Here is a 26,882-nt window from a genome sequence, read left to right as displayed (position 1 = left end):
CAGTAGGGAGCCGCTCGGGCACCATTCGGTACGTGACCACCGACCACGTGTTCCTCGCCGACTGCCGTGCCCGCCTCGCCTTCGACCTGCTGGCCAACACCTGGAACGCGGTGACGCTGTGGGCCCTGCGCCACGGCCCGGTGCGGCACGGCGAGTTGCGCGGCCGGATCGGCGGCATCAGCCAGAAGGTGCTGACCGAGACGCTGCGCCGGCTGGAGGCCAACGGGCTCGTCGCACGGCGGGCGCACGGCGGCTCACCGCCCCGCGTCGAGTACCAGCTCACCGATCTGGGCCGGACGTTGCTCGACCCGATCGACGCGCTCGGCGCCTGGGCGTTCGAGCACGGCGACGAGGTGACGGCAGCTCAGGAACGCCACGCTGCCGGCCGCGCCGACGCCCCTGGGGAACATCCCTGACGACTCCCCCACCCGGCGCGCGATGTGCTCGGGGGCCCGTCAGGGCCCGGTGTCCTCCTCGCCGGCGATCCGGCCGGGACCGCACGGCCCGAGGATGATCACGCCCCGTCACCGATCGCCTCAGGAGCACCCGATGCGCACACGCCACCGCGCCCCCTGCCTCGCCGCGTCCCTCACCCTGGCCCTCACGGCCAACACCCTGGCCGCGGCCCCCGCCCTCGCCTCGCCCTCCCCGACGGTCCCCGTGCACTGCACCGACCGGGGGAGGTTCGAGGCACTGTGCGACGCGATCGAGGGGCTGCCGGACGCCGACGCGACGGCCGCGCTCGTGCGGGTCGGCGGCACCGACGGGACCTGGCGCGGCACCGCGGGCGTGCGCGACCTGCGCACGCACCGGCCCGCTCTGGAGGACGGGCGCTTCCGGGCCGGTTCGACGACCAAGCTGGTGACCGCCGCGATCGTGCTGCAGCTCGCCGCCGAGGGCGATGTGGACCTGGACGCGGACGTGCGCGGATACCTGCCGGGGCTGCTGCCGGACGTCTTCACCGCACCGGTCACCGTGCGGCACCTGCTGACCTTCAGCAGCGGACTGCGGCCGGGCACCTCGCTCGGCGACGTCGGCGGAGAGGGCTACGAGAACCGCTACGCGACGCTCACCCCCGAGGAGGTCGTGGCCTCCTCCGTCGCCCAGGGGCCCGCCTTCGTGGCCGGCGAGCGGCAGCGCTACGGCAACATCGACTACACCGTGCTGGGCCTGCTGATCGAGAAAGTGACGGACGACACCTACGAACACCAGGCGGCGGTACGGGTGTTCGGGCCGGCCGGCATGCGGCACACGTCCTTCCCCGGCGGCCCCGATCCCCGCATCCACGGCCCGCACAACCGCGGCTACCAGCTCCTCGCGGACGGCAGGCTGGTGGACGCCACCGAGTGGAACATGTCCGACCGCTGGGCGGCCGGGGACATGATCTCGACGGCGGAGGATCTGGAGAAGTTCGTCGTCGCGCTGTTCGGCGGCGAGATCGTGCCGGAACCCCTGCTCGTCGCGGAGATGCTCACCCTCCCGGCGATCGGGCACGGGGCCGTCATGAGCGCGGGCGGCCTCAGGCCCCAGTCCCTCCCCGACGGCCGCGTCGTGTGGGCCAAGAGCGGCGCCCGGCCCGGTTACGCCACGCTCGTCGCGGCCGCCGAGGACCTGTCCCGCACCCTCGTGTACTCGGTCAACGCCACCGACGCGAAGGACGAGGACATGAACCCGGTGGCCGCGCGGATCGTCGAGGCGGCGCTCAGCGGCTGAGCATCAGGCTGGTCACCGGCGCGGTCAGCGCCTCCAGCCGCTTGATCTTCTGCCGGACGACGGCCAGCGGGATGATCCCGAACACCCCGAACGACATGTCGATCAGGGACCACCAGAAGGGGATGCCGCGGATCGGTCCGCAGATCAGGGCGAGCGGGACGATGCCCGCACAGGCGATCATCCCGAACTCCACGACCCAGATGTTGCGGACCGGGTCGCGGTAGGGCCCGTAGAACGCGACCGCGATCACCAGGTGCGCGAAGGCCAGCCAGTCCGTGCCGTACAGCAGGAACGGGTACTCGGCGTCGGCCTCGTCCAGACCCGCCCGGACCCGCTCGATCCAGCCCGTCAGCCCGGGCAGGTGGGCGTCGGCGGAGAGCGCGTGCAACAGCTCCTCGGCCCACCGCAGTTCGTGCACCAGGGGGAAGGCCGTGGCACCGCTGAGGACCAGGCAGACGACGAAGAAGACCAGCCATGCGCGAATGCCCTTCAGCAGGGCGGCTCTGTCGCTCACGGGCCCACTCTACGCTCGCGACTGAACACGTTCAAAAAGACCTCGGGCGGTCCGGGCCGGCCCGCCGTCCGGGCCGCCGGCACCCGCGGCCGGGGCGGCGGGCGGACGCAGGGCCGCGGCCCCGGACGGGAGTCACCCGCCCGGGGCCGCACCGGGAGCGCGGCCCGCGGCTCACCCGTCCAGCGACGTCATCACGTGCTTGATCCGCGTGTAGTCCTCGAAGCCGTAGCCCGACAGGTCCTTGCCGTAGCCGGACTTCTTGAAGCCGCCGTGCGGCATCTCGGCGACCAGCGGAATGTGCGTGTTGATCCACACGCAGCCGAAGTCGAGCTTCTTGGACATCCGCATCGCGCGCGCGTGGTCCTTGGTCCACACCGAGGAGGCCAGCGCGTACTCGACGCCGTTGGCCCACTCCACCGCCTGGTCCTCGTCGCGGAAGGACTGCACGGTGATGACCGGGCCGAAGACCTCCTTCTGGATGATCTCGTCGTCCTGCCGGACGCCGGAGACCACGGTCGGCGCGAAGAAGAAGCCCTTGTCGCCGACGCGCTTGCCGCCGGCCTCCACCCGCGCGTGGGCGGGCAGCCGCTCGATGAAGCCCTCGACCTGGGCGAGCTGGTCGGGGTTGTTGAGCGGGCCGAACAGCACGTCCTCGTCGTCCGGCATGCCGGTCCTGGCGTCGGCGGCGGCCTTGGCGAGCGCCGCGACGAACTCGTCGTGGATCGCCTCGTGGACCAGGACGCGGCAGGCGGCCGTGCAGTCCTGGCCGGCGTTGAAGAAACCGGCGACGGAGATGTCCTCGACGGCCTTGGCGATGTCGGTGTCCTCGAAGACGACGACCGGCGCCTTGCCGCCCAGCTCCAGGTGGACGCGCTTGACGTCCTTGGCGGCGGACCCGGCGACCTGGATGCCGGCGCGTACCGAGCCGGTGATGGAGGCCATCGCCGGGACGGGGTGCTCGACCATCATGCGGCCGGTCTCGCGGTCGCCGCAGATGACGTTGAAGACGCCCTTGGGCAGGATCGAGCCGAGGATCTCGGCGATGAGGACCGTGGAGGCCGGGGTGGTGTCGGAGGGCTTGAGGACGACCGTGTTGCCCGCCGCGATCGCCGGGGCGAACTTCCACACGGCCATCATCATCGGGTAGTTCCACGGCGCGACCTGCGCGCAGACGCCGACCGGCTCGCGGCGGATCATGGAGGTCATCCCCTCCATGTACTCGCCGGCCGACCGGCCCTCCAGCATCCGCGCCGCGCCCGCGAAGAAGCGGATCTGGTCGACCATCGGCGGGATCTCCTCGGAGCGGGTCAGCCCGATCGGCTTGCCCGTGTTCTCCACCTCGGCCGCGATGAGTTCCTCGGCGCGCTCCTCGAACGCGTCCGCGATCTTCAGCAGGGCCTTCTGGCGCTCGGCCGGGGTGGTGTCGCGCCAGCCGGGGAAGGCCGCGGCGGCGGCCGTCATCGCGGCGTCCACGTCCGCCTGCCCGGACAGCGGAGCGGTGGCGTACGCCTCGCCCGTCGCGGGGTTGACCACTTCGGTGGTCCGTCCGTCGGCGGCGTCCCGGAACTCACCGGCGATGTAATTGCGCAGCCGACGCAGCTCGGTGCTCACTGCGGCCCTCCAAGTTCGGGTGTCCCAATCACTGAGACACCCACCCTAGCCAGTGGGGCCACGTTTTCAACACCCCCGCTCCCGCCAGGAGTGCGGAATCCGCAGGCTGGGACTTCGTAAACAACGGATTTCATCGATCGAGCCTTGCGAAACTGTCGAGACGTCGTGCACAGTGAGCTCGTGGCCAGTCGAAGCGCAGACCAGAGGGACTCCCGCGAGTCCAGGAACGGCGGCACCCCCCAGCTGGACGCCGTCTCCCTCGCCATCATCGAGCAGCTCCAGGAGGACGGCCGCCGGCCGTACGCCGCCATCGGCAAGGCCGTGGGCCTGTCCGAGGCGGCCGTGCGCCAGCGCGTCCAGAAGCTGCTCGACCAGGGCGTGATGCAGATCGTCGCCGTCACGGACCCGCTCACCGTGGGCTTCCGCCGGCAGGCGATGGTCGGCATCAATGTCGAGGGCGACGTGGAGACCGTCGCCGACGCGCTGACCGCCATGTCCGAGTGCGAGTACGTGGTGATGACCGCAGGCTCCTTCGACCTGATGGTGGAGATCGTCTGCGAGGACGACGACCACCTGCTGGACGTCATCAACAAACGCATCCGGGCCGTCCCCGGAGTGCGCTCCACCGAGAGCTTCGTCTACCTCAGGCTCAAGAAGCAGACCTACATGTGGGGAACCCGATGAACGTGAGCACCGACCGCCCGAAGGACCTCAGCAGGGCCGCGTACGACCACCTGTGGATGCACTTCACCCGCATGTCCTCGTACGAGAACTCCCCCGTGCCCACCATCGTCCGGGGCGAGGGCACCCACATCTACGACGACCGGGGCAGGCGCTACCTCGACGGCCTCGCCGGCCTGTTCGTGGTCCAGGCCGGTCACGGCCGCGTCGAGCTGGCCGAGACCGCCTTCAAGCAGGCGCAGGAGCTGGCGTTCTTCCCGGTGTGGTCCTACGCCCACCCCAAGGCCGTCGAGCTGGCCGAGCGCCTGGCCCACCACGCGCCGGGCGACCTGAACAAGGTCTTCTTCACCACCGGCGGCGGCGAGGCGGTCGAGACCGCCTGGAAGCTGGCCAAGCAGTACTTCAAGCTGGTCGGCAAGCCCACCAAGCACAAGGTGATCTCCCGCGCGGTCGCCTACCACGGCACCCCCCAGGGCGCCCTGTCCATCACCGGCCTGCCGGCCCTGAAGGCCCCCTTCGAGCCGCTGGTGCCGGGCGCGCACAAGGTCCCGAACACCAACATCTACCGGGCCCCGGTCCACGGCGACGACCCGGAGGCGTTCGGCCGCTGGGCCGCCGACCAGATCGAGCAGCAGATCCTCTTCGAGGGCCCGGACACCGTCGCCGCGGTCTTCCTGGAGCCGGTGCAGAACGCGGGCGGCTGCTTCCCGCCCCCGCCCGGCTACTTCCAGCGGGTCCGCGAGATCTGCGACCGGCACGACGTGCTCCTGGTCTCGGACGAGGTCATCTGCGCCTTCGGCCGGCTCGGCACCATGTTCGCCTGCGACAAGTTCGGCTACGTCCCGGACATGATCACCTGCGCCAAGGGCATGACCTCGGGCTACTCCCCGATAGGCGCCTGCGTCGTCTCGGACCGCGTGGCCGAGCCGTTCTACCGGGGCGGCAACACCTTCCTGCACGGCTACACCTTCGGCGGCCACCCGGTCTCCGCCGCGGTGGGCCTGGCCAACCTCGACCTGTTCGAGCGGGAGAACCTCAACCAGCACGTCCTCGACAACGAGGCCGCGTTCCGGGCCACGCTGGAGAAGCTGCACGACCTGCCGATCGTCGGCGACGTCCGCGGCAACGGCTTCTTCTACGGCATCGAGCTGGTCAAGGACAAGGCCACGAAGGAGTCCTTCGACGCGGAGGAGACCGAGCGGGTCCTGTACGGCTTCCTGTCCGGGAAGCTGTTCGAGAACGGCCTGTACTGCCGGGCCGACGACCGCGGCGACCCGGTCGTCCAGCTCGCCCCGCCGCTGATCTCCGACCAGTCGACCTTCGACGAGATCGAGCAGATCCTGCGCGCGACGCTGTCGGAGGCGTGGACGAAGCTGTGATCATCGCCCTGGACGCTCTGTGATCATCATCCTGGACGCTCTGTGATCATCGTCCTGGATGATCGGAACCGGCCCCGGTGCCGCCCGTTCGAGTGAGAAACGGCGGCCCGGGGCCGCGTGCTGTCCGGCCTCCCGCCGTCTTCTGCCTAGCGTGCCAGTGACCGATCGGCCTCGCCTTCGTTCCCCCGTACGGGGGAACGGCACGGGAACTACGGATCTGAACCGAGGTGTACGCCCATGGAGGTCCCACCGGACAACGACGTGCTCTGGGCACACGCCCTGCACTTCCGGCACGGCGACGGCTCGCCCGGGCTCAGCGGCGTCTCGCTCGGCGTCCGGGAGGGCGAGATCCTCGCCGTCAGCGGACCGCGCGGCAGCGGCAAGACGACCCTGCTGCGGTGCCTGTCCGGCCAGGTGCCCGTGGCACGCGGCGAGGTGTGGTTCAACAGCGTGCCGGTGCACACCATGGGCCCGCTCACCCGCGAGCGGCTGCGCCGCGACCGCTTCGGCTGGATCGACCCGGCCCCCGTGCTCGTCCCGGAGCTGAACGTCTGGGAGAACACCGCCCTCCCCCTGATGCTGCGCGGCGCCGGCCGCCGCCGCGCCAAGGCCACCGCCCTGGAGTGGCTGGAGCGCCTGGACGTCGGCGGGGCGGCCCGCAGCCGCCCGCACGAACTGCGCCAGGCCGAGCGGCAGCGCGTCTGCATCGCCCGCGCGCTCGCCCCCGCCCCCTCGGTGCTCTTCGCCGACGAGCCGACGGCCCCCCTGCACCGCGCGGACCGCCGGCACGTCCTGCGCACGCTGCTGGCGGCCGTCCGCGCGCACGGCGTCACGGTCGTCCTGGCCACGCAGGACCCGGAGACGGCCGCCCTCGCCGACCGCACGGTGTCGCTGCTGGACGGGCGGCGCGTGAAGACGGTGCACCTGCCCCCGGTCTCCGAGACCACCGGGACGGAAGGCCGGGCCGCGTGCTCGCTCTCCGCCTGACCCGCGGCGCCCGCCTCGCCGTCCGGCTGCGCCGCCTCCTGCTCACGACGGCGTCGGCGGGCACGGGATTCCTGCTGCTGTGCAGCCTCGGCCACGCCCTGAGCCATCCCGGGGCGCCGGGCGCCTCCGCCCTCCGCCTGGCCTGGTGCGCGGCCCCGCTGGCCGCCACCGTGCACTTCGCGGTCGCCGCCGCCCGCACCGACCCGGCCACCCGGCCCCGCCCCGGCCTGTCGGCGATCGGCCTCGGCCCCGGCCGTCTGATGGCCGTCTCGGCGACGGTCACGGCCCTCGCCTGCACGCTCGGTTCGCTGCTCGCCCTGCTGCTGTTCCTCCACCTCCGCGGCGACCTGGGCGGCCCGCCCTTCGCCGGCCCGGCCCCCGACGTCCTCGCCGCCGGCCGGCCCCTCCCCCTCCCGGCCGCCCTGACCCTGCTCACCGTGGTCCCGGCGAGCGCGTCGCTGGCGGTGGCCCTGGTGCTGCGCCCCCGCGACCCCCGCCCCGCCGCGTCCCCCGGCGGAGCCGGCCGCCCCGACGCCGCCGGGGAGACGGCCGGGGCGCCCACGCGCTCCCGTGCGCGGGCCGGGGACACGGAGCGCCGGGCCGCCGCGCCGCAGCCCGCGGACGGCCGGCGGGACCTCCCGGACACCGCCGCCGGCCCGGCCTCCGGGCCCCCGTTCGCCTCCGGGCCCCCGTTCCCCCGCGGCGCGCCCGCGAGCCTTCCGTGGGGCGTCGCCGTACTCGCCGCGGGCCTCGCCGTGGAGACGTACACGAGCCGTACCGCCACCGCCCCCGTCCTCACCGCCGATCCCGCCGGCGGCCCCGCGGGCGTCCTCGTCGGGTGGGCCCTCACCGCCCTCGGTCTCGCCCTGGCCGGGCCCGGCCTCACCCACCTGTGCGGGCGGCTGCTGCAGAGCGTCCGCCCCGGCGCCCTGCGCCTGCTCGCCGGCCGTGTCCTCATGGCGGAGGCGACCCGTATCGGCCGTCCCCTCGGGATCGTCTGCGCGGTGGGGTCGGCGGCGTACGCGACGGCGGTCCTGTACGGCGCCGACGGCCCCTTCTTCGGTCCGCTCGGCGCCCTCGGCGCGCTCCTGGTGGCCGGCTGCGCGCTGGCCACCCTGCTCACCACCGCCGCGGAGACCGGGCACGCCCGGGCCGAGATCACGGCCGCGCTGGTGCGCCTCGGCGCGCCCGCGGCGGTGCTGCGCGGCGCCGCCGCCCTCCGCGCCGCCGCGCTGCTGGCGCTGTGCGGCCCGGTGACCCTGCTCGTCGCGGAGCTGGCGGCGCTGCCGCTGACCCGCTGAGCGGCGCGGCCGGCATCCGGGCGAAAGAAGTCCGCGCCCGCCGATGAGTTCCGCCCCGGCCGCCGGTCTACCCCACCGAACACCCTGAACCGGATGGGAGAGACCCGATGACCACGGCATACCAGCAGATGATCTTCGTCAACCTGCCCGTGGACGACCTCGACGCGTCGAAGAAGTTCTTCACGGAGCTGGGCTACTCGATCAACCCGCAGTTCAGCGACGAGAACGCCGCCTCGGTCGTGATCAGCGACACCATCGTCGCGATGCTGCTGACCAAGCCGTTCTACGCGACCTTCACCAAGAAGGAGATCGCGGACGCCACGCGGACCAGCGAGGTGCTGCTGTGCCTGAGCGCCGAGAGCCGCGAGAAGGTCGACGAGCTGGTCGAGAAGGCCGTCGCCGCCGGCGGCACCGCCTCGGAGCAGGTCCAGGAGCTGGACTTCATGTACGGCCGCTCCTTCGACGACCTGGACGGCCACACCTGGGAGGTCGTGTGGATGGACCCGTCGGCGGTGCAGGGCTGACCGGACCGGATGCCTAGCATGGGCGGGTGCATCCGACGCCCGCCCAGCCGTACGACGGCTCCCGCGACCGTGAGATAGAGACCCTCGCCGAGTTCGACGAGGTCGTCTCCGCGCACGGCACCCTCGCCCACCACCGCGTCCAGGCCGTCGACCTGACGGACCGTACGGACGTCCTGCTGAGCGTCGACACCACCGGCGCCGTCTTCCTCGGCTGCCCGATGGACCCCCGGGCGGCGGCCGGGGTGCGGGCCGCCGGGGCCCTGGTGTTCCCGCCGGTCCCGGGCCTGCCGTTCGACCCCTACCGCGGGCACGTCTACTCCCCCGAGGAGCTGTTCGCCTCCCTCGACGAGGGGTACGAGGCGACGCCGGACGCCCGCGCGTACGCCTGGTTCCGGCGGACCAGGGCCGACGGGGACGTCTTCGGCTCGATGCTGCGCGCGGTCCACGACGACTCCGTCTCCGACGCCCTCGACGAACTCCTCGCCGGCGCACAGGTGGTGGGCGTCATGGGCGGCCACGCCATGGCGCGCGGCACGCAGGAGTACGCGGGTGCCGCGCGCCTCGGCCGGGAACTGACGCGCGCCGGGTTCACCGTGGCCACGGGCGGCGGGCCGGGCGCGATGGAGGCGGCGAACCTCGGCGCGTACGCCGCCCCGTTCGGCGACAGGATGCTGGAGGAGGCCCTGCTGCTCCTCGCCAAGGCCCCGTCGTTCGTGCCGTCGGTCACCGAGTGGGCGCGCGCCGCGTTCGAGGTGCGCGAGCGCTGGCCGGGCGGCGGCGCCTCGGTCGGTGTCCCCACCTGGTTCTACGGTCACGAGCCGCCGAACCCGTTCGCCGCGCACATCGCCAAGTACTTCGCCAATGCCACCCGCGAGGACGGCCTGCTGGCCCGCTCGAACGCGGGCGTGGTGTTCCTGCCGGGCGCCGCCGGCACCGTGCAGGAGATCTTCGACAACGCGACGCCGAACTACTACGAGTCGCGGGGCGCGCCCACGCCCATGGTGCTGGTGGACCGGGCCCACTGGACGGAGCGGCTGCCGGCCTGGCCGCTGCTGCGCTCCCTCGCCCGGGGGCGGTCGATGGAGGCGCGCATCGCGCTGGTCGACCGGATCGACGAGGCTCCGCAGGCGTTGAAACGTCTCGCCGGTTAATAAGAGGGCAAAGCCAACATCCGTTGACTGCATACGCGTTGACACTGCTTATGCGCCGCTTATAGACCTGTGAGTCTCTTGGGAGTGCCGGTGTCCGCAAGGTGATGGACCGTCAGCACTCCCTCCACCCCCCGCATTTGGGCATTCTGTAAAGGACAAACGTGACAGTCCTGTCCATATCCCGCCGTACCGTGGCGCGTTCCGCGCGCGTTCTCGGCGTCGCCTCGGCCTCGGCCGCGCTCGCGCTCGGTGTCGCCGGCACCTCCTTCGCCTGCAACATCAACGAGTTCTCGGCCGAAGCCACGTGCGACGGCGACAAGGGCGTCATCACCGTCACCGACGTGGACCCGGCCGGCGTCCCGGCGACCGTCACCGTCTACCTGCAGGACAAGCAGATCGGCCAGCAGGTGGTCAAGGGCTCGCGCGAGGGCACCACCATCACCTTCGCCGAGGACTGGAAGCCGAACACCGAGTACCGCATCCACGTCAAGGCCGAGCCCTACGTCGACGAGGACATCAAGCCGAACCTGGTCACCCCGGCCACGGCCTGCACGACGTCCGAGGAGTCCCCGGCCCCGGTCCCGACGCCCACGGCGACGGCGCCGAGCGAGACGCCGTCGCAGTCCGCCGCCCCGGCTCCGTCCGAGGAGACCACGGCGCCGGCCCCGTCGGCCCCCGCGAGCGGGAGCGCCGCCCCCGCGGACACGGCGGGCAACGCCCCGTCGCCCGCGACCGGTGACTCCAACCTCGCCGAGACCGGTGCGAACTCCAGCACCGGCCTGATCGCCGGCATCGCGGCCGTCCTGGTCGTCGTCGGCGGTGGCGCGGTCTTCCTCGGCATGCGCCGCCGCGGGGCGAACAGCGGCAGCTGATCCCCGCACACCCCGTCGTGGCCCGTCTCCGCCGTCCGCGGAGGCGGGCCACCACGCGTTCCGGACGACCGGGCCGCGCCCCCTCCCGGCGGGCCGGCGCCGGCCGGCGGGAGGGGGCCGCTCACGCCGGGCGCGTCAGCCCCGCGGGTGGGCCGGTCACCCCAGTACGACGATCTCCGCCGCGTCGAACTCCACCCCGACCGCGTCCCCGGCCTCCGGCGCCGACCGCAGCGGGCACGCCGCCTCCAGCCGGGGCGCGTCCTGCGGCTGCAGGTGCACGGCGACGTGCGTGCCCTTGAAGGAGCGGGCGGCGACCGTGCAGCGCAGGCCCGTGCCGGCGGGCACCAGGCGCACGCCGGCGGGCCGTACCAGCAGGGTGCGCGCGCCCTGCGGGGCGTTCTCCGGAACCGGCACCTTGCCCCAGGGGGTCTTCGCGGCCTGCCCGGTGACGGTCGCCTCGACGACGTTCTCGAAGCCGAGGAAGCGGGCCACGAAGGCGTCGGCCGGGCGCTGCCACACCTGCAGCGGCGTACCGGCCTGGGCGATGCGCCCGTCCCGCATCACCACCACCCGGTCGGCGAGCGCGAAGGCCTCGCCCTGGTCGTGCGTCACGGCGAGCACGGTGGTGCCCAGCCGCCCGAACAGCTCCCGCAACTCGACCACCAGGCGCTCCCGCAGCGAGCGGTCGAGCTGGCCGAGCGGCTCGTCCAGCATCAGCAGCCGCGGCCGGGGCGCCAGCGCCCGCGCCAGCGCCACCCGCTGCTGCTCCCCGCCGGACAGCGCGGCCACCGCCCGGCGGCCTGCGCCCGGCAGCCCGACGAGGTCCAGCAACTCCCGGACGCGTTCCTCCCGGCGGTCCCTCGGCTCCCCCTGCATCCGCAGTCCGAAGGCGACGTTGCCGCCCACGTCCCGCTGCGGGAACAGCTGGTGGTCCTGGAACATCAGCCCGAGACCGCGCCGGTGCGCGGGCACCCCCGCCTGGTCCCGTCCGTCGAGCAGCACCCGCCCGGCGTCGAGCGGCTGCAGCCCCGCGACCGCCCGCAGCAGCGTCGACTTGCCGCTGCCGCTGGGCCCGAGCACGCACACGATCTCGTGCTCGGCGACCTCGAGGTCGACGGCGTCGAGCACCGCCCGCCCGCCGAAGCGGACGGTGGCGCCCTGCAGGCTCAGCAGCATCCTCAGAACTCCCCGGTCCGGTCGGTCCGCAGCCGCTCCAGCACCAGCAGCGCCACCGCGCACACCACCATCAGAATCGTCGACAGGGCCATCGCCTGCCCGTAGTTGAGGTCGCCCGGCCGTCCCAGCAGCCGCGCCACGGCGACCGGCAGGGTCGGCTCGTCGGGCCGGGCGAGGAACACGGTCGCCCCGAACTCGCCCAGCGACACCGCAAAGGCGAACCCGGCCGCGACCAGCAGCGCCCGCCGCACCAGCGGCAGGTCCACCTCCCGCCACACCCGCCACGGCGACGCCCCCAGCACCGCCGCCGCCTCCCGCAGCCGCTGGTCCACCGCCCGCAGCACCGGCAGCATGGTCCGCACCACGAAGGGCACGCCGACCAGCGCCTGGGCGAGCGGCACCAGGATCCAGGAGCTCCTGAGGTCCAGCGGGGGCTCGTCCAGCGCGATCAGGAAGCCGAAGCCGACGGTCACCGCGGACACGCCGAGCGGCAGCATCAGCAGCGCGTCGAAGCCGCGCACGAACCGGCCCGCGTCCCGCCGGGTGAGCGCGGCGGCGGCGAGGCCGCCGATCAGCACGGCGATGACGGTGGCGGCGACGGCGTACGCCAGCGAGTTGCCGACCGCGGCGATCGGCGGGACCAGGAACGTGCCGCCGTCCTGCCGGGTCAGCGCCCGGTAGTAGCCGAGGCCGGGCGCGTCCAGCGACCGCCCGACCAGCACCGCCAACGGCAGCACGAGCAGCACGGCGACGGTGCCGAGCACCCCGGCCAGCAGCGTCCACTGCCCGGCCCCGCGCGGCCGGCGCGCGGTCACGGACGCGTCCACCAGCCGCAGCGCGGTCTCCCGCCGCCGTACGGTCCAGGCGTGCAGGGCGAGGATCGCGCCCACCGCGGCGAACTGGACCAGCGTCAGCACCGCCGCCGTGGACAGGTCGAAGATCTCGGAGGTCTGCCGGTAGATCTCGACCTCGAGGGTGGAGAAGGCGGGCCCGCCGAGGATCTGCACGACGCCGAAGGAGGTGAAGGTGAACAGGAAGACCATCAGCGCGGCGGCGGCCACGGCGGGCGCGAGCGCGGGCAGGGTGACCGTCCGCCAGGCCGCGAGCCGTGAGGCGCCCAGCATCCGCGCGGCCTCCTCCTGCCGCGGGTCGAGCTGCGCCCACAGCCCGCCGACGGTGCGGACGACGACCGCGTAGTTGAAGAAGACGTGCGCGAGCAGGATCGCCCACACGGTGGTGTCCAGCCGCAGGCCCCACAGCTCGTCGAGCAGCCCGCCGCGCCCGGCCAGCGCCAGGAACGCCGTGCCGACGACGACCGTCGGCAGGACGAACGGGACGGTGACCACCGCCCGCAGGAGCTGCCTGCCCGGGAAGGCGAAGCGCGCGAAGACGTACGCGCCGGGCAGCGCGACCAGCAGCGTGAGGGCGGTGGAGACGAGCGCCTGCCAGGTGGTGAACCACAGCACGTGCCGCACGTCGGACTGCGCCAGCACCTGGCCGATCCGCCCGGGGTGCCAGGCCCCGTCGGCCCTGAGCCCGCGCGCGACGATCGCGGCGACGGGGTAGGCGAAGAACACCGCGAAGAACGCGACGGGCACGGCCATCAGTCCGAGCCGCGCCGCGCTCCCCGTCCGGCGCCGGGTCACTTCAGTACGAGCGAGGTCCACGACCTGACCCACCGGTCACGGTTCCCGGCGATCCTCGCCGGGGCCATGGTCTCGGGATCCTCGGCCTGCGGCCCGTACTCCGCGAACTCCCGCGGCACCCGCGCGTCCTCGCGCACCGGGTAGACGAACATGTTCAGCGGCATGTCCTCCTGGAACCGCTTCGTGAGCAGGAAGTCCAGGAACGCCTTGCCGCCCTCGGCGTTCCTCGCGCCCGCGAGCAGTCCCGCGTACTCGACCTGGCGGAAGCAGGTGCCCGTGGCCACCCCGGTCGGGGCCGTGCCGGGCCGGGGGTCGGCGTAGACGACCTCGGCGGGCGGGGAGGAGGCGTAGGAGACGACGAGCGGCCTGTCGCCCCCCGCCTTCTTCCCGCCGGCCGAGCCGGAGAACTCCTCGTTGTAGGCCTGCTCCCAGCCGTCGACCACCTTCACGCCGTTGGCCTTGAGCTTCTTCCAGTAGTCCGCCCAGCCGTCGTCCCCGTACTCCGCGACCGTGCCGAGCAGGAAGCCGAGGCCGGGCGAGGAGGCGGCGGCGTTCTCGGTGACGAGGAGGTTCTTGTACGCGGGCTCGACCAGGTCGTCGAAGGTCCGCGGCGGGTCGAGCTCGCGCTCGGCGAAGTACTCCTTGTCGTAGTTGACGCAGATGTCGCCGGTGTCGACGGGCGTGACCCGGTGCTTGTCCTGGTCGACGCGGTACTCCGGCTCGATCCGGTCGGAGCCCTGCGGCCGGTACGGCTGGAACACGCCGTTGTCGAGGGCGCGCGACAGCAGCGTGTTGTCGACGCCGAAGAAGACGTCGCCCTGCGGGTTGTCCTTGGTCAGGACGGCCTTGTTGACGGCCTGCCCGGCGTCGCCGTTCTTGAGGACCCTGACCCGGTAGCCGGACTCCTTCTCGAAGGCGGCGATGACGCTCTTCGACGCGGCCCACGAATCGTGGCTGACGAGGGTCACGGTCCGGGTGCCGCCGGATGCCTGCTCGCCGGACGACCCGCACCCGGCCAGGCCGCCGGCCAGACCGAGTCCGACGGCCAGGATCGTGACCTTCTTGGTGATGTTCACCGGATTCCTCCTGGGGTGACCAGGAAGAGACGCGGCCCTGCCCGGAACCCCTGGCGGGGCTGCGGGCAGGGCGCAACAGCTCGAGTGATGACCGATCTCCCTACCCAGAATGACCTGGGCGAGGTTCGGAGGGTCTGCGGCCCGTGCCGCACTCTCAGCGCTGTGGCGCTCCCCTGTCGGAATATGCGGATGTGCTTGCGGTGGTTCGACGACGGTCAGATTACCGCTCGCTCGCGGCGAGCTGACCGCAGGCCCCGTCGATCTCCTGACCACGGGTGTCCCGGATCGTCACCGGCACCCCGTGGGCGGCGATCGCCTCCACGAACGCCTTCTCGTCCTCCGGCCGGGAGGCGGTCCACTTGGACCCGGGCGTCGGGTTGAGCGGGATCAGGTTGACGTGCACGGGCCTGCCCTTGAGCAGCCGCCCGAGCCGGTCGCCGCGCCACGCCTGGTCGTTGATGTCCCGGATGAGGGCGTACTCGATGGACAGCCGCCGGCCGGACTTGGCCGCGTACGCGAAGCCCGCGTCCAGGACCTCCCGCACCTTCCACCGGGTGTTGACGGGGACGAGGGTGTCGCGCAGTTCGTCGTCGGGGGCGTGCAGCGAGATGGCCAGGCGGCACTTGAAGCCCTCGTCGGCGAAGCGGTGGATGGCCGGGACGAGGCCGACCGTCGAGACCGTGATGCCGCGCTGGGACAGCCCGAGCCCGTCGGGCTCGGGGTCGGTGAGCCGGCGGATGGCGCCGACGACCCGGTTGTAGTTGGCGAGGGGCTCGCCCATGCCCATGAAGACGATGTTGGACAGCCGCGTCGGGCCGCCGGGGACCTCGCCGTCCCTCAGCGCCCGCATCCCGTCCACGATCTGGTGCACGATCTCGGCGGTGGACAGGTTCCGGTCCAGGCCGGCCTGCCCGGTGGCGCAGAACGGGCAGTTCATGCCGCAGCCCGCCTGGGAGCTGATGCACATCGTCACCCGGTCCGGGTAGCGCATCAGCACCGACTCCACGAGCGTGCCGTCGAAGAGCCGCCACAGCGTCTTGCGGGTGGTGCCCTGGTCGGTCGACAGGTGCCGGACGACCGTCATCAGCTCCGGCAGCAGCGCCTCCTGGAGCCGGGGGCGTGCGGCGGCCGGGATGTCGGTCCACTGCTCCGGGTCGTGCGCGTACCGCGCGAAGTAGTGCTGCGAGAGCTGCCTGGCGCGAAACGGCTTCTCGCCGATCGCGGCGACGGCTTCCTTGCGCTCGGCGGGCGTGAGGTCGGCAAGGTGCCGCGGCGGCTTCTTGGCTCCGCGCGGGGCGACGAATGTGAGTTCTCCGGGCTTGGGCATGGTCCTACCAGTGTCGCAGATCGTCCGCGGTGGCCCGTTCCGGTGCCCGCCGCCCCCGGGACCGGCGCGGCGGCCCGGTCGCGGACGCGGAAGAGCCCCCGCCTGCACGAGGCGGGGGCTCACGCGGTCCGCCGGACCGGGCTCCGGAGGCGGTGTCCGCTCAGCCGGATCCCACGAAGACGACGAGCAGCAGCCACACCACCGGCGCCGTGGGCAGCAGCGAGTCCAGCCGGTCCATGATGCCGCCGTGACCGGGCAGCAGCGTGCCCATGTCCTTGATGCCGAGGTCCCGCTTGATCATGGATTCGCCGAGGTCGCCGAGCGTGGCGCTGGCCGCGACCGCGAGGCCGAGCAGCAGGCCCTGCCACCAGGTGCCGTCGTCGATGAGGAACTGCAGGCACAGTGCGCCCACCGCCATCGCGAAGGCGACGGCGCCGACCAGGCCCTCGCGGGTCTTGCCGGGGCTGATGCGCGGGGCGAGCTTGCGCCTGCCGAAGCGCCAGCCGACGGCGTACGCGCCGGTGTCGCTGACCACCGTCAGCAACAGGAACGTCAGCACACGGTACGGCCCGTCCTCGGCCGTCAGCATCATCGCGACGAACGTCGCCAGGAACGGCACGTAGAACGCCGCGAAGACGCCCGCCGTGACGTCCTTGAGGTAGCCCTCCGGCGGCTCCGTCATCCGCCAGACCAGCACCGCGAGCGCCGTCAGCGCCATCGCCACCCAGGCGCCCTCGGCGCCCCGGACGTACCCGGCCACCACCATCGCGGCGCCGCCGACCGCGAGCGGCACGAGCGGCGCCCTGATGCCCTTGCGTTCCTCCAGCCGCTTGGTCAGCTCCCACAGGCCCACCACGACGGCGACCGCTATCACGCCGACGAACACGGCCTTGACGATGAACAGCGACGCGACGATCACCGCGCCGAGTCCGACCCCGACCCCTATCGCGGCGCTCAGGTCGCGCCCCGCGCTCTTCTTCTGCGGCGGGGGTGCCGGCTGGGAGGCGTCGGGCATGGGCTCCGGATTCTGCGGCCCCGCCGCGAAGGCCTGCGCCGGCGGGGTCTGGTGCGTCTCGTCGCGGAACAAGGGGCCGCTCAGCCGAGCGGCCCCCCGGTCGTCATCCTGGTCTCCGCCGTGGTCGGGTACGTCGGGCACGATGGGCATGGGGCGAGTCTGCTGCGCGTCACGCGCATCGTACGCGGGACCCGCCGGGGCCGCCCCCGGAGCGGGTCCCTGCTCGGACGGCCCCCAGTACCCGGCTTGTGGCGGCGCCCCCCAGGAAGAGTCGTTCATCAGACCTCGAGCAGCTCCGCTTCCTTGTGCTTCAGGAGCTCGTCCACCTGGGCGACGTACTTCGCGGTGGTGTCGTCGAGCTCCTTCTCCGCACGGCGGCCCTCGTCCTCGCCGACCTCGCCGTCCTTGACCAGCTTGTCGATGGCGTCCTTGGCCTTGCGGCGCACGGAGCGGATGGAGATCTTGGCCTCCTCGCCCTTGTGCCGGGCCACCTTGATGTACTCGCGGCGGCGCTCCTCGGTGAGTTCGGGGAACACCACGCGGATGATGTTGCCGTCGTTGCTCGGGTTGACGCCCAGGTCGGAGTCGCGGATGGCCTGCTCGATGTTGCGCAGCGCGCTCTTGTCGAAGGGGGTCACCACGGCCATGCGCGGCTCGGGCACGGAGAACGAGGCCAGCTGGTTGATCGGCGTCGGCGCGCCGTAGTAATCGGCCACGATCTTGTTGAACATCGCCGGGTGCGCACGGCCGGTGCGGATCGCGGCGAAGTCCTCCTTGGCGACCACGACGGCCTTCTCCATCTTCTCCTCGGCCTCGAGGAGGGTCTCTTCGATCACCACTTGCTCCTGCGTGTCTTGAGTAGGCCCGGCTGCGGTTCCTCTTCGGGGCGGCGGCCGGCTGCGTCGCGTCTTCTTCCTGCACGGTTCCCGACCGGCAGGACATTGTCCATCCCCCGGCCCGGAGCCGTCCCGCCCGTCCCCCGGACAGGTGGCGTCCGGTGGACGGGACGGTTCACCGGTCAGTTCCGGCTGCCCTGGTCACCCACCAGCGTGCCGATCTTCTCACCCTTGACGGCGCGGGCGATATTGCCCTCCGCCAGAAGTTCGAAGACCACGATCGGGAGCTTGTTGTCGCGGCACAGCGTGATGGCCGTGGCGTCGGCGACCCGCAGGTCGCGCGTGATGACCTCGCCGTAGCCGAGGTGGTCGAACTTCACGGCGTCGGGGTTGGTCTTGGGGTCGGAGTCGTAGACCCCGTCGACCCCGTTCTTGCCCATCAGCAGTGCCTCGGCGTCGATCTCCAGGGCGCGCTGCGCGGCGGTGGTGTCGGTGGAGAAGTACGGCATGCCCATGCCCGCGCCGAAGATGACCACGCGGCCCTTCTCCAGATGGCGCACGGCGCGCAGCGGGATGTACGGCTCGGCGACCTGCCCCATGGTGATGGCGGTCTGCACGCGGCAGTCGACGCCCTCCTTCTCCAGGAAGTCCTGCAGGGCGAGGCAGTTCATCACGGTGCCGAGCATGCCCATGTAGTCGGAGCGGGCCCGGTCCATGCCACGCTGCTGCAGTTCGGCGCCGCGGAAGAAGTTGCCGCCGCCGATGACGACCGCGATCTGCGCGCCGTCCCGTACGACGGCCGCGATCTCGCGCGCGATGGCGTGCACCACGTCGGGGTCGACGCCCAGGCCCCCGCCGCCGGAGAAGGCCTCTCCGGACAGCTTCAGCAGAAACCGGCCGCGCACTTTGCCGTCGTCGCTCTTCTCGGCCTTGGTGGTCATGGAGATCCCGCCTCTGTTACGTGTTGCACATACGAAGAAGGCCATTGCCGGTGGGGCGTGGTTCGCATCCCATGCGCGGCAATGGCCTCCTCGTCAGATCTGCTGTCGTCCGGCACGCGCGCGTGCTCGACCGCGTACCCGGACGACCGCTGTCGACCCTATCGGGGTCGCGCGCCCGTCACGGGACGGACTCAGATGCCGACCTTGATGCGCACGAAGCGCTTCAGGGTGACACCGGCCTCGTCCAGCACCTTCTGGACGGACTTCTTGTTGTCCAGCGCGTACGGCTGGCCGAGCAGCGTGGCGTCCTTGAAGAAGCCGTTGAGGCGACCCTCGACGATCTTCGGCAGGGCGGCCTCGGGCTTGCCCTCGGCGCGGGTGGTCTCCTCGGCGATGCGGCGCTCGGCCTCGACGACCTCGGCCGGGACGTCCTCCTTGGAGAGGTACTTCGGCGCGAAGGCGGCGATGTGCTGGGCGACGCCCTTGGCGACCTCGGCGTTCGGCTTGTCGAACTCGACGAGGACACCGATCTGCGGGGGCAGGTCGGGCATCGTGCGGTGCATGTAGGCGGTCACGAAACCGTCGGAGAACTGCGCGAAGCGGTCCAGGACGATCTTCTCGCCGAGGTTGGCGTTGGCCTCGTCCACGAACGCCTGGACGGTCTTGCCGGGCTCGATCTCGGAGGAGAGCAGGGCCTCGATGTCGGCCGGGGAGGTCTTCGCGACGTGCTCGGCGATGGCCTTGGCGACGGCCTGGAACTTCTCACCCTTGGCGACGAAGTCCGTCTCGCACTTCAGCTCGACCAGGACGCCGGAGGAGTTGTCGTCGGCGATGATCGAGACGACGGCGCCGTTCTCGGCGGAGCGGCCCTCGCGCTTGGCGACGCCCTTCTGGCCCTTGATGCGGAGCGCCTCGACGGCCTTCTCGACGTTGCCCTCGGCCTCGTCCAGCGCCTTCTTGCAGTCCATCATGCCGGCGCCGGTGAGCTCGCGGAGCTTCTTGACGTCGGCGGCGGTGTAGTTCGCCATGAGTCTGTGAATCTTTCTCGAAGTCTGGAAGATCGAAGATCTGCGGGGTCCGCGGCCTCTATGAAGCTGTAGGGCCGTGACGCGCCGCCGACCTACGGGTGAACGGCGGGAGCGGTGGGGACGCCTCCCCTGCCCCGGGGCAGGGGAGGATCATGTCGCCGCTCCCGCCGTCATCACTGACGCTGACGGGTCGGTCAGGCCTGCTCGGCCTCGGCGGCCGGAGCCTCGGCAGCCGGAGCCTCGGCGGCCTGCTCGGCCTCGGCCGGCTTCTCAGCCTCGTCGGCCTTCTTCTCGCCCTCGAGCAGGTCGCGCTCCCACTCGGCGAGCGGCTCGCCCGCGGCCTTCTCGCCCTTGCCGGCCTCGGCGACACCGGAGCGGGCCATCAGACCCTCGGCGACGGCGTCGGCGATCACGCGGGTGAGCAGGGTGACGGAGCGGATCGCGTCGTCGTTGCCCGGGATCTTGTAGTCGACCTCGTCGGGGTCGCAGTTGGTGTCGAGGATGGCGACGACCGGGATGTTGAGCTTCCGGGCCTCGCCGACCGCGATGTGCTCCTTCTTGGTGTCCACGATCCAGACGGCGCTGGGCACCTTCTGCATCTCGCGGATACCGCCGAGGGTCTTCTCCAGCTTGGCCTTCTCGCGGGAGAGGACCAGGAGCTCCTTCTTGGTCAGACCGGAGGACGCGACGTCCTCGAAGTCGATCTGCTCGAGCTCCTTCAGGCGCTGCAGACGCTTGTAGACGGTGGAGAAGTTGGTGAGCATGCCGCCCAGCCAGCGCTGGTTGACGTAGGGCATGCCGACGCGGGTGGCCTGCTCGGCGATGGCCTCCTGCGCCTGCTTCTTCGTACCGACGAACATGACCGTGCCGCCGTGGGCGACGGTCTCCTTGACGAACTCGTAGGCGCGGTCGATGTACGACAGCGACTGGAGCAGGTCGATGATGTAGATGCCGTTGCGCTCGGTGAAGATGAAGCGCTTCATCTTCGGGTTCCAACGGCGGGTCTGGTGACCGAAGTGGACGCCGCTCTCCAGCAGCTCCCGCATCGTGACGACGGCCATGGCCGTACTCTCCTCGTGTTTCCCGGTTGTGCCGCGGATGCCGGACGGCTTCCGCGCCTGACGCCCGCGGTGCGCCGTGCCGCGAAGGACCGAGAGGCGCTGATACGAGCCGTGTGGTGGCCTCGTACCGGGGCGTGCGAAGTCGACCCGGTGGCCCGGGTCGCCACCAGAAGTGTACGGGACCGACGAGGCGCCGGGTGACGCCGTTGTCCACAATCGGTGAATGGTCCACAGGTCCCGGCCGTGATCACGCGGTTCGCGGCACGGTTCCCCCATGCGAGCGAAGCGACGTGTGCGTGTCTGTGCGGGGCTGGGGCTGCTGGCGCTGCTGGTGCCGGCTTCCCTGCCGGGGGCGGAGCCTGCGGCGGCGGGCGGCGGTCCCCCGCCGTCACCGGGCGGCCCGGCGGTGCCCGCCGTCGCCCGCGTATGGCCGGTCGGCGCCCGCCCCGCCGTCCTGCGGCCCTGGGAACCTCCGCCCGCCCCCTACGGCCGGGGCCATCGCGGAGCGGACCTCGCGGCGCCGCCCGGCGCACCGGTCCGGGCGGTGGCGCCCGGCAGGGTGTCCTTCGCCGGCCGGGTGGCGGGCAGGGGGGTCGTCTCGGTGGAACTGACGGGGACGGGCGAGCCGCCCCTGCGGACGACGTACGAGCCGGTACGGGCGTCGGTGGAGAAGGGACGGGAGGTGACCGCCGGGGAGGTGCTGGGCACGGTGGAGGCGGCGGGCGCGCACTGCCCGGGGGGCTGCCTGCACTGGGGCCTGCGCCGGGGTGACGCCTACCTGGACCCGCTCTCCCTGCTGCCGCCGTGGCTGCTGCGCAGGGGCCCGTCGAGGCTGCTGCCGGTCCTGGGCGTACCGCTGCCGCCGTGAGACGGTGCACCGCCGGCGGGCACCGGCCGCATGCACGCCGCCGCAGCCGTCCGCGCCCGGCGGCGCCCCGGTGCCGGCCCCGCGCGGCTGCGGCCGCAGCCGCGCGCCCCCGGCGAGCCGGCCGGTCTCAGCCGCGCACGCCCCGCAGCGCCATGGCCACGGCTGCTTCCGTGATCACCGCGGGATCCTCCGCCGCGCCCAGCTCGATGCGGCGCACCGCCGCGTCCACGACCCCCTGCAGCAGCATCGCCGCCAGCCTGGGCTGCTCGTGCCCCACCGCCCCCAGTGCCTCGACGACCATGGCGACCAGTCCGCCGTGCGCCGCGCGGATCTTCTCCCGCGCCCCGGCGTCCAGCTCACTCGCGGAGATGGCGACCACGGCGCGGTGCCGCCGGTCACCGACCAGTTCCAGCTGCTTGCGCACGTACGCCTCGACCTTCGCCTCGGGCCCGTCGGCCGCGGCCATCGCGGCCTCGACCTCCGCCGCCCAGACCGGGAAGTCGACCTCGCACAGCTCCTCGACCACGGCCGCCCGCGACCGGAAGTACTCGTACACGCTCGACCGCGCGAGCCCTGTCCGCTCGGCGAGGGCCGGGAAGGTCAGCGCCTCCGTCCCGCCCTCGGACAGCAGGCAGCGAGCCGCGTCCAGCAGGGCGGCTCGCTGCATCGACCGGTGCTCGGCCACGGAGGCCGCTCGAATCCTTGGCACGTCGACCACTTTACGGACGGACCATCCGCGGCGGGAGTCGCTGCTCCGTTCAGCGCCCGAAGCCGGAGAGTTTCGCCCGCAGCTGCAGCACGGACTTGGTGTGGATCTGGCTGACCCGGCTCTCCGTGACGCCCAGCACGTTGCCGATCTCGGCGAGCGTGAGCCCCTCGTAGTAGTACAGCGTGACGACGGTCTTCTCCCGCTCGGGCAGCGTGTTGATCGCCCGGGCCAGGAACCGCCGCAGCTCGCGGTCCTCGGCCACCTCCACCGGGTTGTCGGCGGCGGTGTCCTCCAGCGTGTCCATGAGGCTCAGCCGGCCGCCGCCCTCGCCCCCGACGTGCAGCAGCTCCTCCAGGGCCACCACGTTCGCCAGCGACAGCTGGCTGAAGACCGCGTGGAGCTCCTCCACCGCGATCCCCATCTCGGCGGCCACCTCGCTCTCCGTCGGCGTCCGCCTGAGGCGCGCCTCCAGCGTGGCGTACGCCCGCTCGACGTTGCGCGCCTTCTGCCGGACCGACCGGGGGATCCAGTCCAGTGCCCGCAGTTCGTCGATCATCGCGCCCCGGATCCGCGTGATCGCGTACGTCTCGAACTTGATCTCCCGGTCGAGGTCGAACTTCTCGATCGCGTCGATCAGCCCGAACACCCCGGAGGAGACGAAGTCGGCCTGCTCGACGTTGGGCGGCAGGCCCACGCCGACCCGGCCCGCGACGTACTTCACGAGCGGCGAGTAGTGGAGGATCAGCTGCTCCCGCAGCCGCTCGTCCCCCGTCGCCTTGTACGACCGCCACAGCTCGTCGAGCGTCGAGGGAGCGGGCGGCCGCACGCTGCCACCGTCGCGGGCGGCTGGGGGGATCGCCGCCCGGTCGGACCCGGAGGTGTGCTGGGGCATTCGTCGCCTTGTGCCGTTCTGCCGTGAACTGGTGTCTGTCGCGGACTGGTGGTTCCTGGGGCGCTGTCGCCGGGTGGGGAGATGTCTGTCGTCGGTCGGAATCCTTGTGAGCGTAGCGTGACTGGAGCGTGGCGGTGCGCTAAGGACGGCGCTCCGGCCATGCGCAGATACGTTCATCTGGACGCCCCTACAGGGCACCGCCACGGCGGGGAGGGAATCCGCGAATAACCCAACTGCGCGAATTCGCAAGGGTGTCGGGATCCCCCGGACGGCCGAACGGGCGTGGTCAGCCGGGGTGCCGGCCGGCCCGGACGGAGCTCATCGCCTGGCGTGTCAACTTCCAGTCGTCGCCATGTCGTTCGACGTATCCGAGTGCGCGCAGCTCGTACAGTCTCGCGATCGCGTCGTCCGCACTGGTCTGCGCGCCGCGTGCGATCTCGGCCGCCGTCGCCGTCCGGTGGGCCGGCAGCGCGGCCAGCACCTGGCGGGCGGACGGCTCCAGCAGGTCCCTGGGCAGTACCGGCCCGTGCCGGTCGGGGGCCAGTTCCCCCATGTCGCCGACCAGCTCGACGACCTCCGCGGCGTCGGTGACGAGCACGGCCTCCCCCCGCAGGAGTTCGTGCACCCCGGCGGAGAGCCCGCTGGTGGCCGGACCGGGTACTCCCATCGTGTGACGGCCCAGACGCTGCGCGGCCCGTGCCGTGGCCAGGGAGCCGCTGCGGTAGGCGGCCTCGACGACCACGGTGCCCCGGGTGAGCGCGGCGATCACCCGGTTCCGCAGGACGAACCGGCTCGGTGTCGGGTGGTCCCCCGGCGGCAGCTCACCGATCACCAGTCCCTGTTCCGCGATCCTGGTGATCAACTCGGTGTGTCCGCGCGGGTAGGGCCGGTCGACGCCGCCGGCGAGGACCGCGACGGTGGCGCCGCGCGCGCCGAGGGCGCCCCGGTGGGCGGCGCCGTCGATTCCGTAGGCGCCGCCGGACACCACGACCCAGCCGCGTTCGGCGAGGCCGGCGGCGAGGGTGGCCGCCATGTGGGCCCCGTACCCGGTGCAGGCCCGGGCGCCCACGACGGCGACGGACCTCAGCGCCCACATCCGCACACTGGGCGTGCCCCGGACCCATAGCCCGAGGGGCCGGGCGTCCCCCAGGTCGTCGAGCTGTCCCGGCCACTCGGCGTCCCCGGGGCGGACGAACCGCGCGCCCGCCCGCCGTGCGACGGCGAGGTCCCGGCGCGGCTCGGCCCGCTCGGCCCGCGCCCGCAGCCCTTCCCACCGTTTCCCGCTCACCCCGGGCAACGGCGGTCCCCCGTTCCGCAGCCGCCGCACCACCTCGCCGGTCCCCCATTCCCGCACCCACCGCCCACCGGTCTCGTCACCGGGTTCGATGACCCGCGTGAGGAAGACCCGCCGGAGCAGCTCGCCGTCCGCGTCCTCCTCGGGGATCACGTCAGTGCCCCGATGGTCATCGGCACGCCCCGCGGCACGCCGGTGCGCAGTTGCAGCGCCAGGGCGACGTCCGTCGCGTCGGGCCGGTCGTGCCCGACGAGGTCCGCGACGGTCCAGGCGACCCGCAGCACGCGGTCGAGTCCACGGGCGGTGAGGACGCCCCGTTCCAGGCTTCGCTCCGCCTCGTCCATCGCACCGGGAGCGGCCTGCCAGCGGCTGCGCAGCTCATGTCCGGGAACCTCGCCGTTGGTGCGCCACGGAGTGCCGGCCAGCCGCGTCGCGGCCCGTTCCCGGGCCGCCCGCACCCGCGCGGCGACCGTTGCGGTGGACTCGCCCGGGGTGCCGCGCCGGGCCAGTTCGGTGCGCGTGACCCGGTCCACCTCCACGCGCAGGTCGACCCGGTCCAGCAGCGGTCCCGACAGCCGGGCCTGGTAGCGGCGGATCGCCGAGGGCGGGCACTCGCAGAGACCGTCCCGCTGCGAGAAACGGCCGCAGGGGCAGGGGTTGGCCGCGAGCACCATGAGGAACTTCGCGGGGAAGCGCACGACGCCCGTGCTGCGCGCGATCACGACGTGCCCCGCCTCCAGGGGCTGCCGCAGGGCGTCGAGGGCGTGGCCGCTGAATTCGGGTGCCTCGTCCAGGAAGAGGACGCCTCGGTGGGAGAGGGACACCGCACCGGGCCGGGCGATGCCGGGGCCGCCGCCGACGAGCGACTGCATCGTCGCCGAGTGGTGCGGGGCGCAGTAGGGAGCCACGTCGATCAGGGGTTTGCCCGGGGGCAGCAGTCCGGCCACCGAGTGCACCGCCGTGACCTCCAGGGACTCCTCCCGGCCGAGCCGGGGCAGGACGGCGGGCAGCCGTTCGGCCAGCATCGTCTTGCCGGCGCCCGGCGGGCCCTCCAGGAACAGGTGGTGCCCGCCCGCCGCGGCCACCTCCACCGCGGTGCGCGCCGAGATCTGGCCGACGACGTCGGCGAGGTCGTGCCCGTGGTCCGGCTGCGCGGCGCCCATGCCGCGCAGCCCCGTGGCCACGCCCGTGCCGGGCGCCCGGAGACCGGTGAGAAGCGGGTCCGGGCGGCCCGGTCCGTCCCGTTCCTCGTCGGGCACGGGTTCGTCGGCGAGGACGGCGATCAGCTGGCGCAGGCTGCGGACGCCCAGCACGGACACGCCGGGGACCAGGGAGGCCTCGGCGGCCGCGCATTCCGGCACGACCACCTGCTCGCAGCCCGCGTCCGCCGCGGCCAGCACCGCCGGCAGGATGCCCCGGACGGGCCGTACCCGCCCGTCCAGGCCCAGCTCCCCGATCATCACGATGTCGGCGAGCACCTCCGGGTCGATCCGTTCGGCGGCGCCGAGGACCGCGCAGGCGACCGCCAGGTCGAAGCCGCTGCCCGCCTTCGGCACGGACGCCGGGCTCAGCCCCACCGTCAGCTTCTTCTGCGGCCAGGACGCCCCCGAGTTCACCACCGCCGCCCGCACCCGGTCCCGGCTCTCCGTCAGGCTCTTGTCCGGGAGCCCGACCAGGGTGAAGGCGGCCACGCCCGGTTCCAGGTCGGCCTGGACCTCGACCACCACGCCCTCGACACCGACCAGTGCCACGGAGCACGTGCGCGCGAAACCCATCACGCCACCCCCCGTGCGTGCTCGACCACGGGCGCGCCGCGCTGCGGGAGGACCACGCCGACCAGGTCGATGCGCACCCCGCCGGGCGGCGCTCCTCCGTGGGCCTGGATCCAGCGCTCGGCGAGGCGCCTGAGCCGCTCCGCCTTCCGCGGGGTCACCGCCGCCATGGGGTGTTCGAAGCCGCCGTCCCTGCGGGTCTTCACCTCGCAGACGACCAGGACGTCCCCGTCCCGTGCCACGATGTCGATCTCGCCGGTCCTGCCGCAGCGCCAGTTGCGCTCCAGGACCGTCATCCCGGCCTCGCCCAGCCGCCGCGCGGCCAGGTCCTCGCCGTACCTGCCCATCGCACCTCGTGCGTTCATCTCGGCACCACCTCCGGCGCCAACGATGAGGGCGGCTCAGCGAGCCGTGGGATCTTGGTGGACGGGTCCGCGGTTGTGGACAACTCCGCCACCCGTACGAGCGACGTCCGGGCCCGCGGCCCGGGGAGGGCCACCCGCGGCCC

Annotated in this window: 26 protein-coding genes; 10 read left to right on the top strand and 16 right to left on the bottom strand. The window is 72.8% G+C overall.

Annotated features, from left to right (window positions below; translation table 11 throughout):
* Positions 1-32 precede the first annotated feature (32 nt).
* Complete coding sequence (locus ABD363_RS17110; RefSeq protein ID WP_344604323.1) at positions 33-416, top strand: winged helix-turn-helix transcriptional regulator; 384 nt, start codon at positions 33-35, stop codon at positions 414-416.
* Positions 417-549: 133 nt separating this feature from the next.
* Positions 550-1,713, top strand: coding sequence for a serine hydrolase domain-containing protein (locus tag ABD363_RS17105; RefSeq protein ID WP_344604321.1), 1,164 nt, complete (start codon positions 550-552; stop codon positions 1,711-1,713).
* On the opposite strand, the gene ABD363_RS17100 is transcribed toward ABD363_RS17105, so the two are convergent.
* Both ABD363_RS17100 and ABD363_RS17095 read right to left on the bottom strand, forming a co-directional pair.
* Positions 1,703-2,227: a hypothetical protein gene (locus tag ABD363_RS17100; protein WP_344604319.1), complete on the bottom strand. Its 525-nt coding sequence runs from the start codon at positions 2,225-2,227 to the stop codon at positions 1,703-1,705. The genes ABD363_RS17105 and ABD363_RS17100 overlap by 11 nt on opposite strands.
* 171 nt (positions 2,228-2,398) lie before the next feature.
* Positions 2,399-3,838, bottom strand: a complete 1,440-nt coding sequence (locus ABD363_RS17095) for a gamma-aminobutyraldehyde dehydrogenase (RefSeq protein WP_344604317.1) — start codon at positions 3,836-3,838, stop codon at positions 2,399-2,401.
* Between the two features lie 165 nt (positions 3,839-4,003).
* On the opposite strand from ABD363_RS17095, the gene ABD363_RS17090 reads away from it, so the two are divergent.
* From ABD363_RS17090 to ABD363_RS17060, 7 genes are all read left to right on the top strand, one after another.
* On the top strand, positions 4,004-4,522 hold the full coding sequence (locus tag ABD363_RS17090) for an Lrp/AsnC family transcriptional regulator (protein ID WP_344604315.1): 519 nt from the start codon (positions 4,004-4,006) through the stop codon (positions 4,520-4,522).
* The gene (locus tag ABD363_RS17085; protein ID WP_344604313.1) at positions 4,519-5,898 is read left to right on the top strand and encodes an aspartate aminotransferase family protein; all 1,380 of its coding nucleotides are present in this window, start codon (positions 4,519-4,521) and stop codon (positions 5,896-5,898) included. Before ABD363_RS17090 ends, ABD363_RS17085 begins: the two co-directional genes overlap by 4 nt.
* Positions 5,899-6,135: 237 nt before the next feature.
* The gene (locus tag ABD363_RS17080; protein ID WP_344604311.1) at positions 6,136-6,885 is read left to right on the top strand and encodes an ABC transporter ATP-binding protein; all 750 of its coding nucleotides are present in this window, start codon (positions 6,136-6,138) and stop codon (positions 6,883-6,885) included.
* Complete coding sequence (locus tag ABD363_RS17075) at positions 6,867-8,186, top strand: hypothetical protein (protein ID WP_344604309.1); 1,320 nt, start codon at positions 6,867-6,869, stop codon at positions 8,184-8,186. The genes ABD363_RS17080 and ABD363_RS17075 overlap by 19 nt, the downstream gene beginning before the upstream one ends.
* 107 nt (positions 8,187-8,293) lie before the next feature.
* Positions 8,294-8,710 (top strand): VOC family protein, encoded by a 417-nt coding sequence (locus ABD363_RS17070; protein WP_344604307.1) that lies wholly within the window; start codon positions 8,294-8,296, stop codon positions 8,708-8,710.
* A 26-nt stretch (positions 8,711-8,736) separates the two neighbouring features.
* Complete coding sequence (locus tag ABD363_RS17065; protein ID WP_344604305.1) at positions 8,737-9,861, top strand: LOG family protein; 1,125 nt, start codon at positions 8,737-8,739, stop codon at positions 9,859-9,861.
* 161 nt (positions 9,862-10,022) lie between these two features.
* The gene (locus ABD363_RS17060) at positions 10,023-10,733 is read left to right on the top strand and encodes an LAETG motif-containing sortase-dependent surface protein (protein WP_344604303.1); all 711 of its coding nucleotides are present in this window, start codon (positions 10,023-10,025) and stop codon (positions 10,731-10,733) included.
* Between the two features lie 156 nt (positions 10,734-10,889).
* Here the strand turns inward: ABD363_RS17060 and ABD363_RS17055 are convergent, their stop codons facing one another.
* The 9 genes from ABD363_RS17055 to rpsB all read right to left on the bottom strand — a co-directional run bounded on the left by ABD363_RS17055 (position 10,890) and on the right by rpsB (position 20,839).
* Positions 10,890-11,909 carry an ABC transporter ATP-binding protein gene (locus ABD363_RS17055; protein ID WP_344604301.1) on the bottom strand — a complete coding sequence of 340 codons (1,020 nt, stop codon included), beginning with the start codon at positions 11,907-11,909 and terminating at the stop codon, positions 10,890-10,892.
* Positions 11,910-11,911: 2 nt separating this feature from the next.
* Positions 11,912-13,576, bottom strand: coding sequence for an ABC transporter permease (locus ABD363_RS17050; RefSeq protein ID WP_344604366.1), 1,665 nt, complete (start codon positions 13,574-13,576; stop codon positions 11,912-11,914).
* Positions 13,552-14,631, bottom strand: coding sequence for a thiamine ABC transporter substrate-binding protein (locus ABD363_RS17045; RefSeq protein ID WP_344604299.1), 1,080 nt, complete (start codon positions 14,629-14,631; stop codon positions 13,552-13,554). Before ABD363_RS17045 ends, ABD363_RS17050 begins: the two co-directional genes overlap by 25 nt.
* 220 nt (positions 14,632-14,851) lie before the next feature.
* Positions 14,852-15,958 (bottom strand): dual-specificity RNA methyltransferase RlmN, encoded by a 1,107-nt coding sequence (gene rlmN / locus ABD363_RS17040; protein ID WP_344604297.1) that lies wholly within the window; start codon positions 15,956-15,958, stop codon positions 14,852-14,854.
* A gap of 160 nt (positions 15,959-16,118) precedes the next feature.
* Positions 16,119-17,252, bottom strand: coding sequence for a phosphatidate cytidylyltransferase (locus ABD363_RS17035; protein WP_344604295.1), 1,134 nt, complete (start codon positions 17,250-17,252; stop codon positions 16,119-16,121).
* Positions 17,252-17,809 (bottom strand): ribosome recycling factor, encoded by a 558-nt coding sequence (frr, locus tag ABD363_RS17030; RefSeq protein ID WP_344604293.1) that lies wholly within the window; start codon positions 17,807-17,809, stop codon positions 17,252-17,254. Before frr ends, ABD363_RS17035 begins: the two co-directional genes overlap by 1 nt.
* 182 nt (positions 17,810-17,991) lie before the next feature.
* Positions 17,992-18,750, bottom strand: a complete 759-nt coding sequence (pyrH, locus tag ABD363_RS17025; protein ID WP_344604291.1) for a UMP kinase — start codon at positions 18,748-18,750, stop codon at positions 17,992-17,994.
* A gap of 191 nt (positions 18,751-18,941) precedes the next feature.
* Positions 18,942-19,778 carry a translation elongation factor Ts gene (tsf, locus tag ABD363_RS17020; RefSeq protein ID WP_344604289.1) on the bottom strand — a complete coding sequence of 279 codons (837 nt, stop codon included), beginning with the start codon at positions 19,776-19,778 and terminating at the stop codon, positions 18,942-18,944.
* Positions 19,779-19,972: 194 nt separating this feature from the next.
* Positions 19,973-20,839, bottom strand: a complete 867-nt coding sequence (gene rpsB, locus ABD363_RS17015) for a 30S ribosomal protein S2 (RefSeq protein WP_344604287.1) — start codon at positions 20,837-20,839, stop codon at positions 19,973-19,975.
* 274 nt (positions 20,840-21,113) lie between these two features.
* On the opposite strand from rpsB, the gene ABD363_RS17010 reads away from it, so the two are divergent.
* Positions 21,114-21,707: a murein hydrolase activator EnvC family protein gene (locus tag ABD363_RS17010; RefSeq protein WP_344604285.1), complete on the top strand. Its 594-nt coding sequence runs from the start codon at positions 21,114-21,116 to the stop codon at positions 21,705-21,707.
* Positions 21,708-21,834: 127 nt separating this feature from the next.
* Here ABD363_RS17010 and ABD363_RS17005 read toward each other — a convergent pair whose 3' ends face one another.
* From ABD363_RS17005 to ABD363_RS16985, 5 genes are all read right to left on the bottom strand, one after another.
* On the bottom strand, positions 21,835-22,392 hold the full coding sequence (locus ABD363_RS17005) for a TetR/AcrR family transcriptional regulator (RefSeq protein WP_344604364.1): 558 nt from the start codon (positions 22,390-22,392) through the stop codon (positions 21,835-21,837).
* Positions 22,393-22,465: 73 nt separating this feature from the next.
* On the bottom strand, positions 22,466-23,308 hold the full coding sequence (gene whiG, locus ABD363_RS17000; protein ID WP_344604283.1) for an RNA polymerase sigma factor WhiG: 843 nt from the start codon (positions 23,306-23,308) through the stop codon (positions 22,466-22,468).
* A gap of 286 nt (positions 23,309-23,594) precedes the next feature.
* Positions 23,595-24,755: a DNA-processing protein DprA gene (gene dprA / locus ABD363_RS16995; RefSeq protein ID WP_344604281.1), complete on the bottom strand. Its 1,161-nt coding sequence runs from the start codon at positions 24,753-24,755 to the stop codon at positions 23,595-23,597.
* Positions 24,752-26,377 carry a YifB family Mg chelatase-like AAA ATPase gene (locus ABD363_RS16990; RefSeq protein ID WP_344604279.1) on the bottom strand — a complete coding sequence of 542 codons (1,626 nt, stop codon included), beginning with the start codon at positions 26,375-26,377 and terminating at the stop codon, positions 24,752-24,754. The genes dprA and ABD363_RS16990 overlap by 4 nt, the downstream gene beginning before the upstream one ends.
* Positions 26,377-26,739 carry a YraN family protein gene (locus tag ABD363_RS16985; RefSeq protein WP_344604277.1) on the bottom strand — a complete coding sequence of 121 codons (363 nt, stop codon included), beginning with the start codon at positions 26,737-26,739 and terminating at the stop codon, positions 26,377-26,379. The genes ABD363_RS16990 and ABD363_RS16985 overlap by 1 nt, the downstream gene beginning before the upstream one ends.
* Between the last annotated feature and the right edge of the window lie 143 nt (positions 26,740-26,882).

This window comes from Streptomyces glaucus (assembly GCF_039533365.1).
In the GTDB taxonomy this organism is placed as follows: Bacteria; Actinomycetota; Actinomycetes; order Streptomycetales; family Streptomycetaceae; genus Streptomyces; species Streptomyces glaucus.
The sequence above is the reverse complement of the archived record's forward strand: the minus strand, read 5'-3'. Positions and strand labels throughout refer to the sequence as shown.

What these genes read in the sequence shown, in the direction of transcription:
- ABD363_RS16985 (WP_344604277.1), bottom strand. Translation starts at nt 26,739, where the DNA reads ATGAACGCACGAGGTGCGATGGGCAGGTACGGCGAGGACCTGGCCGCG.
- ABD363_RS16990 (WP_344604279.1), bottom strand. Translation starts at nt 26,377, where the DNA reads ATGGGTTTCGCGCGCACGTGCTCCGTGGCACTGGTCGGTGTCGAGGGC.
- rlmN (WP_344604297.1), bottom strand. Translation starts at nt 15,958, where the DNA reads ATGCCCAAGCCCGGAGAACTCACATTCGTCGCCCCGCGCGGAGCCAAG.
- ABD363_RS17085 (WP_344604313.1), top strand. Translation starts at nt 4,519, where the DNA reads ATGAACGTGAGCACCGACCGCCCGAAGGACCTCAGCAGGGCCGCGTAC.
- ABD363_RS17080 (WP_344604311.1), top strand. Translation starts at nt 6,136, where the DNA reads ATGGAGGTCCCACCGGACAACGACGTGCTCTGGGCACACGCCCTGCAC.
- ABD363_RS17105 (WP_344604321.1), top strand. Translation starts at nt 550, where the DNA reads ATGCGCACACGCCACCGCGCCCCCTGCCTCGCCGCGTCCCTCACCCTG.
- pyrH (WP_344604291.1), bottom strand. Translation starts at nt 18,750, where the DNA reads ATGACCACCAAGGCCGAGAAGAGCGACGACGGCAAAGTGCGCGGCCGG.
- ABD363_RS17070 (WP_344604307.1), top strand. Translation starts at nt 8,294, where the DNA reads ATGACCACGGCATACCAGCAGATGATCTTCGTCAACCTGCCCGTGGAC.
- ABD363_RS17035 (WP_344604295.1), bottom strand. Translation starts at nt 17,252, where the DNA reads ATGAACGACTCTTCCTGGGGGGCGCCGCCACAAGCCGGGTACTGGGGG.
- ABD363_RS17010 (WP_344604285.1), top strand. Translation starts at nt 21,114, where the DNA reads ATGCGAGCGAAGCGACGTGTGCGTGTCTGTGCGGGGCTGGGGCTGCTG.
- whiG (WP_344604283.1), bottom strand. Translation starts at nt 23,308, where the DNA reads ATGCCCCAGCACACCTCCGGGTCCGACCGGGCGGCGATCCCCCCAGCC.
- rpsB (WP_344604287.1), bottom strand. Translation starts at nt 20,839, where the DNA reads ATGGCCGTCGTCACGATGCGGGAGCTGCTGGAGAGCGGCGTCCACTTC.
- tsf (WP_344604289.1), bottom strand. Translation starts at nt 19,778, where the DNA reads ATGGCGAACTACACCGCCGCCGACGTCAAGAAGCTCCGCGAGCTCACC.
- ABD363_RS17055 (WP_344604301.1), bottom strand. Translation starts at nt 11,909, where the DNA reads ATGCTGCTGAGCCTGCAGGGCGCCACCGTCCGCTTCGGCGGGCGGGCG.